Genomic DNA, 8,857 nt, shown 5'->3' with positions numbered 1-8,857 from the left:
TCATCGCCCGCGAGGTCTACAAGCAGCTCACCCGCCCCCACCACACACCAAAACCGCTCACACAGACCACTTGACGGTCTATAGGAGCTTCATCAGCGGCTGACACCAACAAGCACGAACAGCAGCGCTCGGCGGCCGGCCTCAGCGGAAGATCGGCCGAGGCGCAGGCCGGGTTGACCGATGTCACGGTCCGCTGCGATCGACCTGATAAGGATGACGTTGAATCGCAAAGCTGGGGTGAGCGGGTGAAGGAAGGGGGACAGCCCGCCCCTGATCACCCAAGCTTCCCAAGCCGACATCTGCGGTTCCGCGCCCGCGTGCACCAGTACGTCAGTCGTCTTCCGGTTTCGGGCTCCCGTAGCTCTGGAACCAGTGGGCGCTGAAATGACGGGCCGTCGAGAAGGGCTGCTGCGGGTCCGTGAGCAGGCGGTAGACGAACTCCGCGGTTGACCCATCAAACCGGTAGGCGGTGCCGTCGTCCTCGTACGCGAGGACGGGCCACTCGCCGGGGTCGGGGCCCTCGGTGAGCCAGAAGAACGAATCGGCCTGCTCGCTGTCCGCCCACTGCAGCAGCCCACTCGGAGCGGGGTACAGCCGGTGCGGCTCCCACAGTCTGTTGCCATGCACTTCAGCCCACTGGGCCGGCCACTCGGTGTGGCTGACCAAGTCGGAGTATGAGGCGCCGGGCAGGTAGACATGGAGATAGCCGTCGAAGGCACCGCAGCCGAACAGTTCGGCCAGCCGCTTATAGTCGCTCGGTAGTGCGGTCCCTAGCCGGGTCTCGGCCGCTGCCCAGTCGACGATGCTCGGGTCTGCCGTCGCGTAGATGATGATCTCGTAGTCGCGCATGTAGTCGGTGAATCCGTGGTACACCAGCGCTTGATCAAACACCTCGTCCAGTACGGACTGAAGAGCCGCATCGTCCATGGCGCAGTTGTACAACAGCGAAGTACGGCAACCATCATGCCCACCGCTGACCGGCGCCGGCCGCAGACCCCCGAATGACCAGCCTGGCAGACCTCAGCAACCGTCCCACCGATGGTTCGCATCGAGGGGCCGCACCGCGACACCCCTGCTCGGGTCGTCCCTGGGCCGTGCGAAATGTGATCATCTCGATGATCGAGGCGTGGCATCCTGTGCGAGCCACGTCTGGGATTGGGGGATGGATGAGCTACGAGTTGGAGTGGGCGGACCTGCCGGAGCCGGCTGCGGCAGCTCGTGAGCGCTTCGAGGCGTGGGTTGATTCGGGCATGCCGAGTGAGCAGGCCCAGACCTGCGCCGAGCCCTGGTTCGCGCTTCAGGAAGCATTCCAGTTCGACTTGAACATCGCGGGTATGTCGGTCTGCCGGGAAGGGATGCGTCGCGTCGGCATGAGCTTCGAGGCGGAGCCTCAGCCCTTTCCTGTCTGGCCGTTCGAGGGCATCGAGGACTGGCGAGCTGCCGATCAGAGCAGGAGGGACGCGTATAAGGCGGCAGAACGTGCCGTCTTGAGTCAGAGCGTCCCGGGGCAGATCGGGATTCCCGAGTTCAAGCTGCGGAGCAACGACTCGTGGCTGGTCAGCCCCAAGGAGATCGAGCAGGCTTTGGACCGGTACGAGGCTTCGCCGGCTGACCTGCGTGCCGAGCTGGAAGCCGATGATCTGTGGTGTGACTGGCTCGGGTGGCTGCGTGAGACGGTGACTCACGGAGGCTTCAGGGTCGGCTGAGGATGCGACAGGTCAGACGATCCGTCGCGATCCCTTGCACTTGCGGACCAGTGCCATGGTTCCCCCTTCAACAGCAAAGATGCTAGCGAGCCCGGCCTGTCCGTCTCAGTGTCCTTCTCATTCGACCCCGTTCACGACCGTTCGACCGAGACCCCGAGCCGTCACCACACCGACGGCCAACCGAGGCAGCGGTGTCCAGGAGGAGGGGTCCGGAATGCTGAGGCCATGCCTTACAGTTCGTCCACCCGCCAAACGCCTACCCAGGCGACAGGCTTCTTTTCCTGAGGGAACTCATGCGCAGACTCGCCATCGGTGCCGCTTCGTCCGGCGCGCTGGCACTCATCGCCCTCACCGTTCCGGTCGCTCATGCCGACACGGTGGTGGGCGACACCGAGGTTTCGAACGTGGTGGTGAACGGTGGTAAGGACGTCGCCGTCGGCACGACGAACAAGGTGACCTTCAAGGTCACGTTCACGGCCTCCGACCCGGCCGGCATAGCCTCCGGGCAGACGTACCTGTACCACGGCACCTGGAGCGACCCCGACGCCTTCTGGACCCAGGACTCGCCCAGCGAAACCACGTGCACTTCGGGGACCACGGTCACCTGCACATCGACGTACACCGTCGTCCCCGAGTACGACCTGCACTACAACACACTCGCGGGCACCTGGCACTTCGGCGCGTACGCGAAGGCCAAGGACGGCGACTCGGCGGAGCGGACGGATCTCGGCACCTTCCATGTGCAGCGCTACTCCAAGCTCACGGTCAACGCCTCGCCGGAGCCGGTCGCCAAGGGCCGGACGATCACCGTCACGGGCAAGCTGACCAGGGCGAGCTGGGATGACTACCTGTATCACGGCTACGCCGGACAGCCGGTCAAGCTGCAGTTCCGCAAGGCCGGCACCAGCACGTACAGCACTGTCAAGACGGTGAACACGGACAGCAGCGGCAATGCGAGGACCACCGTCACCGCCTCCACCGACGGCTACTGGCGCTATTACTTCACGGGCACGAGCACCACGCCCGCCGCCAAGGCCACAGGCGACTTCGTCGACGTGCAGTAAAAACGGGTCTCGCCCCCGGTCTCCAAGCAACGCACAAGGGCGCGCTGCCATGAGGCAGCGCGCCCTTGTCTGCGAGAGCCGGGGGACTCCCGCAGGCCCATGACGTCGATCGCTCGTCCCAGGTCGTCCGAGCGATGCTGAGCGCGCTCCTCCTGCGACAAACGGCATTGAAGATGCAGCAAGTGCTGAGTGTCTAAAAGCGTCACGCCTCCGACGGACAGCGGCGGACAAGCGTGGACGTCTGCGGACCGTCAACGCAGGTGAGCGGCACGCCAGCCAAGGCCGAGCACACGTCAAGTTGTTTCGGGACGAAGAGGTCGCCATGCCACAGCCGTGCCAGATGTAGCGATCCACCAGGGCGGCCGGCGGTGATCCAGAAGAGAGACCCCAGACGCGGCAGGGCGGCTCGCGACGGCCTCAGTCCCCGAGGCCGTCGCGCAGCAGACGCCGGGCCACCTCGGTGCGAGCCGCGGCGAGTTCCGTGGCGATCAGCTCGGTCCGGCGGGCCTGCGGCACCACCGCGGCTGCCTCGGGCTCCCCGACGAGCAGGCAGGCGCGCCGCAGATGGGTCGGCGGGTGGGTGGCGTCGACCTGGTGCCCGCGCCGGGCTCCGGCGCGCCGCTGGCGTTCGTACTCGTGCTCCGGGACGGACGCCGCGTATGCGGTGAGCAGCCCCCACAGCTCGTTGGCCCGGGCCGTGGCCTCCCGGGTAGACCTCGACCCGCCGAGGGCGGCACGGTTGGCCTCGCTGCGCAGCAGGACGCCGAGCGCCTCGGCGATGAGCAACCGGTCCATGAGGCCCACCGCCGCTTGCGTGGAAGCGGTGCGGGCGGCCAGCCGGTCGGCTAGGTACTCGGCCCGCATCCCGGCCCGCGACGTCAGCCGGACGAGCAACGCCAGCACCCCACGGACCAGTAGGCGTGGCACCACGTAGAGGGCATTGACAACCATCTCGATCGCGGACGGGTGCGGAAGCGGCTGGAGGGTGTGGTGCCAGAGGGACAGGGTCCGCACCGCCGTGCCCATCACCAGGCCGTTGCGCGTGTCACCGTTGGCGTAGTGGGCCAACTCGTGGCCGAGCAGCGCGATCCGCTCCCCGGGCGTCAGGACCTCCCACAGCGGCATGCCCAGCACCAGCAGCCGCCGGCCGCGCACACCGTACGTCATGACGCCGGCGTTGATGCTCCCGTCCACGGCGATCGCGTGCACGCTTCGGGTGCCGACCGCCCGCGCCACCTCGTCCACCAGGGCGAAGAGTTCGGGCGCGTCGGCCCGGAACAGCACGGGCCGGTCGTCGGGCAGGCGTCGAATCCTCGGGGCGAGCGCCCAGGCCAGCACCAGGAACACGAGCCCCGCCACCATGCCGGCGCCACCCCAGCCCGCCACCACGCACCAGACACCGCCGACGGCAAGCGCGAGGGTGACGCCGTGCACCGTCAGAGCGAGCACAGTGGCCGTCACCGCCGAGGCGTCACGCCGCGGGCGCGGTTCCCGCCCGCTCAGCATCTCTGCGAGCAGCTGCTCGCCATGCCGTCGGGCCAGGGCGCGCTCGACTCTCTCCAGCCGTCCCATGTCCGGCCGCGGCTCCTCGGGGTCCACGTTCCAATCGCAGGCGGCGCACCAGACGGTGAACCGGGTGTCGCCCCGGATCTCCGTGCCGCATTCCGGGCACGGCTGTGTTGTCTCTCTGGCGACGGCGGGCATCACGGTTTCCCCTCCTCCGCGGCTCCTCCCCGAGCCGCTGCCTGCTGGTACGGGCCGATCTGATCACACGGCGGAGTCACGGTGAAGGCGCGATCGTCGTAGGAGGTTGAACCGTGATCCCGCCGCAATCGTCCGAGAGGCAGCGCGGCTGGATAGGTGGCGTTCCTCCAAGCCCGTGCAGCGACGGGAACGGCCCGTCGCTGACCGATCCGGCCAGAGCTGCGAATCAGAAAGCGTCTGACATCCACGGCTGACAGCAACGACGCCGGACGAGGGCGCACAGCAGTGACTCTGTCCGGCCGTCGCCTCAGTCGACAGCACCAGCGGGACCAGACCCGGATCGAACTCCTTGAAGCGTGCTCATCCGCCAGCCAGGTCAGATCGAGGGAGAGAAGCCTGCGGACTGGTCGAGGTGAAACGGTGAGCCCGCCCCCGTCGGAACCCACCCCTGCCGCAGGGCAGCCGCGATGGCGTCGGCGACATCGGAGGGCAGGACCGGGTCACCTGGACGCTCGAGCCAGTTGCCGGGGTGCGGTTGGTCCGTGGTGACGACCAGGGTCGTCCCAGGGTGCTCCGCATACTCAACGGCGTACGTACACGGCGTCCAGCAGAGAGCCTGGCCGTAGGTGGGCCTGCGCCGCAACCGCCAGCGGTAGCTCGTACCGTCCACGACTATGCGGCGTGATCCCTTGCGGCCCAGTGCCATCTCTCCCCCTCGTCGCCAGCATGTTAGCGGCCGGCGCTAAGCGGAGGCATGGTGCGGCACCCCGGCCGTGCGAGGTCGTCCGACGCCAACCGACAACGACAGAAGCCCACGGCGTCTGAGCTGGTCAGAGCCGTGGGCTTCTTCTGTTCCGCTGGTCAGCGGAAGGGTTGATCAGTAGACCGGCTAATGACCACAACTGCTGGCGCCTGCCAAACCCGATGAGACGCCGCCGACCTATACGTCGAGGTCGTCGCCGGGCTGCACCCACCGCTTGATGACCTTTGCTGGAAGTTCCGCGGCCGGCCACACCTGGATACGGATCTTCTCCGTGGTTTCGGGGCTCTCGTCGGAGTCGATGTCGGCTTGAGTCGCCCGAGCCAAGTTGCTCCGGGACACGCGGACGCGATTCCAGCCTGGGGGGACCTCGAACGTAGCTGCATCGGGGGCGTAGTCCGTACAACCCAGGACCATCAGACGACCCAACGAAACACTGAGGGTGGCCTCAACAACGTGATCGAATTCCGAGCTGTCATCACTCGGTTCCTGAGGCAGGACGGCGACTGTGACGGAAACATTGACGTTGACAGCCGTGCCGATGCCCAGCGCATCGCGTGCAACCGCGAGGTGATCAGCAACGGCCTGGTCCGTCCATGCGTCGCTTAGATCACCGTCCGAATCCGCATCGGATACGTGTATCTGGAAGTAGTCGGCGAAGAGGGTGAGCTCTGTCGTTGCTGTCATGGCGGCACAGTGCCATGCAGCACTGACAGGCGGTGATGCGGTACAGCAGAGAAGTACGGCAACCGCCGCGACCACGACCGACCGTTGCCCCTCCACGGCGACTGGTTGACCAGCGCCGTAGACCCCAGCGATCCCGGCGCCCGTAATTCGCATCGAGGGGTGGTGAGTGTCTATCCGCGTGACAACGCAGGCGAACAGTGACGGACAAGCGCGGACCCCTGCGGACCATCGCAGCAGGTGAGAGGCACAGCCGCCCGAGGTCAGGCATCCGTCCTAGTTGCTTCGGGACGAAGAGGTCATCGTCCAAGGTCTCACCGCTACGCGCGTTTGCGGCCACCTCTCCATACACGGAAGCCGCAGGTCACCGGCACGACCTTCCAGCCTCTCTCCTAAAGCGGGTGCCGCAGGTTCGAAACCTGCCGGGGGCACCCCGCTAACCGAGATGCTCGACACCGCGCGTAGCAGCAAGCGGGTGGCCCACTGGCAAGGCTCGGCGGGCCAACCGGCAAGCCGCGTCGCGGGTGTGTCGGCGGCTGACCCTAGGGTGCCCCCGTGAATGTGGATGATCTTCAGTGGCAGTTGAGCAACCTCGGCGGCGTCCTGCCGCGGATCGTGGACGAGATCCTCGAACGCGGCGGCCTGGAGGCCCTGGTGGAGGCGGCACGGGAGCGCAAGGACTGGTTCTGCGCTGCGGGTGCGGTGCGGGGGTTGTGTGCGGTGGGGGAGTTCGGACGGGCCTGGACGGTGGTGGAGCCGTTCGCGGCTACCGGTTGGCAGCCGGCGGTGCGGGCGGGCGCCGACGTCCTGTTGCGGTGGGGCCGCGTCGACCAGGCGCTGGAGCTGGCACACCCCAAGGGGCCTCAAGAGAACGCGGTCGACGCGTGGCGGGACTACGCCGAGGCGCTGGTCCGGGCCGGGCGGGTGGACGACGCGATCGGCGTACTCGGCCCGCACCTGCGCGGCGGGCGCGCGCTGGGAGCCCTGGTGGAGATGACCGAGGGCCAGGGATGCGACGACCGGGTGTTGGAGCTGCTGGCCCCGATCGCCGAGGGGTTCCGGCGCGACCCGAAGCAGTACGACGACCTGTGGGGTGTCCTGTCTGCACAGGCCCGGGTCTTGGAGCGGTCCGGCCGGGCGGACCAGGCAATCCGGCTGCTCGGCGCGGACGTGGCCGCACGCCGGTACGGGCCTCAGAACAACGTCGAGTTCTATGCCGAGCTGCTGGCCCGACACGGTCGGGTCGAGGAACTTCGCGACCTTGCCGACACCCAGAGGTACGCCGCCGTACGCCCGTACGTGTCGGCGCTGGAGAATCTGGGCCGGGCCGGGGAAGCGGAGGCGTACCTGCGCGACCTCATCGCCGCCAAGCATCCGGGCTGGTACGAGAGCGCACTGATGGGGCTGCTCATCCGTCAGGGCCGGGTAGACGAAGCGATCGAGGCGGTGGAGCACACGTTCGACGACCTCTACGACGGCAACCTTCTCCAGGCGACCCTGATCGTGCTCGCCGACCGGGGCCTGCACGACCGGGCCCTTGGACTCACGGAAGGTCGCAGCCCCGAATTCCTGGCGGAGAACGATGAGTTCTGGCTCCGGTCCAACCGGTGGTGGTTGATGGGAGAGTCGGGACGCGCCAGGGAGGCAATCGCGGAGATCCGGGCGTTGCCGGCCGACAGGGTCGAGGACCGCGAGCTGACCATCGCCTGGCTGCTTGCCCAGGACGGCCGCGTCGAGGAGGCCATCGCCCTCCTACGCCCGTTGCCCGGCGAACGGGCCGCGACCGACCTGGCCGAACTGCTGATCCGGCAGGGCCGCCTCACCGAGGCCATTGCCGTCATCCCCGACGTCGCCGCCCAACGGGAAGAGAAACGACGCCTCCGGGCAGAGCGGTAGAAGGCCGCTTCGTCCGACGCCGGCTATGGGTGCCACGACTCATGGACAGGTCCGAATACCGCGAGCCACACCTATGCCTGAGCCTCGTACGGCGTGCACTTTTACAGTGACCAGAAGAGCAGCGCAAGTACCACCGAAACGACCCCCACGCACGCAAACCCCAGGAAAGTCTTGCCATTGGCCCTCTTTAGATCTTTTTTGCGAATATCCCATTCGAAGCGTTCGGGACCACGGCCGAGGGTCGGCTGCTCAGCCAGACTCGCTGGGGCGGCGAACGGGTCCTCACAGAGTGGCGCCCTCATCGAGTGCTTGCACCGGACGCCGGCATTCCCGGGCGAGGCAGGGGCACTCGGCGGCCCGGCACGGTGCCGGCATAGGACGATCGGACCGCCCCACCACGGCGTGCCCACATCTTCTAAGCACCAGGTCACGCCCCGAGTGAGTGTCTAACAGGAGGGTCGTAGCAGGCCGCCGAGCCGGCTCGCCGAACGCCATCGCCTGCACTATGTGGTGGTCGTCAGCCAGCCGTCTTGGCGATGACGCGTTCCATCTCCTCTCGGCCGAAGGCCCGCAGAGTCGTGGAACGGACGTTGCCCACCCCACCGCGCTGCAGGAGTGCTGCGGTGACAGTTTCGTCGTCAGGCGCCTCGACGATGGCCACGACGTCGTACGGACCGAGGGTCCAGTAGATATTCAGGAGCTTCACCCCGAGCTTCTGTAGTGCTGCGTCGAAGGTCTCGGCGCGCTTCGCGGTGTCCTTGTAGTTTCGGAGCCCTTGATCGGTCCAGTTCAGCAAGGCGACGTACGTCGGCATGTTCTTTCACCTTCCACGAGAAGACACATACTGAGGTCAAGCCTGGACACCTGGGCTGGAACGTGCACGAGGTACGCACCCGGACGAGCACTACGAGCAACCCCAGGCATCGAGCGGCAGGCTGACATCCACGCCTGACTGTGAGGATGTCGGTGGTGTCACCCGAGGCGGTCTGACCCGCCGACTGACCGACGCAGAGGCTGTCTTGTTGATGAAATGTCGGCCGGCT

General features: G+C 67.1%; 8 protein-coding genes and 1 tRNA gene. 4 read left to right on the top strand and 5 right to left on the bottom strand.

Features of this window, described 5'->3' with window-relative positions; all coding sequences use genetic code 11:
• Positions 1 to 330: 330 nt before the first annotated feature.
• On the bottom strand, positions 331 to 927 hold the full coding sequence (locus tag ACIPM1_RS33575; protein WP_402441128.1) for an SMI1/KNR4 family protein: 597 nt from the start codon (positions 925 to 927) through the stop codon (positions 331 to 333).
• A gap of 239 nt (positions 928 to 1,166) precedes the next feature.
• Here ACIPM1_RS33575 and ACIPM1_RS33570 point away from each other — a divergent pair, with 239 nt between their 5' ends.
• Together ACIPM1_RS33570 and ACIPM1_RS33565 are read left to right on the top strand one after the other, a co-directional pair.
• Complete coding sequence (locus ACIPM1_RS33570; RefSeq protein WP_402441126.1) at positions 1,167 to 1,706, top strand: hypothetical protein; 540 nt, start codon at positions 1,167 to 1,169, stop codon at positions 1,704 to 1,706.
• A 293-nt stretch (positions 1,707 to 1,999) separates the two neighbouring features.
• Entirely contained in the window at positions 2,000 to 2,770 is a 771-nt protein-coding gene (locus ACIPM1_RS33565) for a calcium-binding protein (protein ID WP_402441125.1), read from the top strand.
• Between the two features lie 417 nt (positions 2,771 to 3,187).
• Here the strand turns inward: ACIPM1_RS33565 and ACIPM1_RS33560 are convergent, their stop codons facing one another.
• From ACIPM1_RS33560 to ACIPM1_RS33550, 3 genes are all read right to left on the bottom strand, one after another.
• Positions 3,188 to 4,369: a M48 family metallopeptidase gene (locus tag ACIPM1_RS33560; protein ID WP_402441123.1), complete on the bottom strand. Its 1,182-nt coding sequence runs from the start codon at positions 4,367 to 4,369 to the stop codon at positions 3,188 to 3,190.
• Positions 4,370 to 4,850: 481 nt separating this feature from the next.
• On the bottom strand, positions 4,851 to 5,180 hold the full coding sequence (locus ACIPM1_RS33555; protein ID WP_402441121.1) for a hypothetical protein: 330 nt from the start codon (positions 5,178 to 5,180) through the stop codon (positions 4,851 to 4,853).
• A gap of 234 nt (positions 5,181 to 5,414) precedes the next feature.
• Entirely contained in the window at positions 5,415 to 5,921 is a 507-nt protein-coding gene (locus ACIPM1_RS33550) for a hypothetical protein (RefSeq protein ID WP_402441119.1), read from the bottom strand.
• A gap of 353 nt (positions 5,922 to 6,274) precedes the next feature.
• Here ACIPM1_RS33550 and ACIPM1_RS33545 point away from each other — a divergent pair.
• Together ACIPM1_RS33545 and ACIPM1_RS33540 are read left to right on the top strand one after the other, a co-directional pair.
• Positions 6,275 to 6,349: transfer RNA gene (locus ACIPM1_RS33545), tRNA-Arg, on the top strand.
• Between the two features lie 124 nt (positions 6,350 to 6,473).
• A complete protein-coding gene (locus ACIPM1_RS33540; protein ID WP_402441116.1) occupies positions 6,474 to 7,814 on the top strand; it encodes a hypothetical protein in 1,341 nt (446 codons plus the stop codon).
• Positions 7,815 to 8,331: 517 nt separating this feature from the next.
• Here ACIPM1_RS33540 and ACIPM1_RS33535 read toward each other — a convergent pair.
• Positions 8,332 to 8,628 (bottom strand): GYD domain-containing protein, encoded by a 297-nt coding sequence (locus ACIPM1_RS33535; RefSeq protein WP_402441114.1) that lies wholly within the window; start codon positions 8,626 to 8,628, stop codon positions 8,332 to 8,334.
• Between the last annotated feature and the right edge of the window lie 229 nt (positions 8,629 to 8,857).

Origin of the sequence: Streptomyces sp. NPDC086766 (genome assembly GCF_044746005.1) — a bacterium.
Classification (GTDB): Bacteria; Actinomycetota; Actinomycetes; order Streptomycetales; family Streptomycetaceae; genus Streptomyces.
This window is presented reverse-complemented; position numbering and strand designations above follow the sequence as displayed.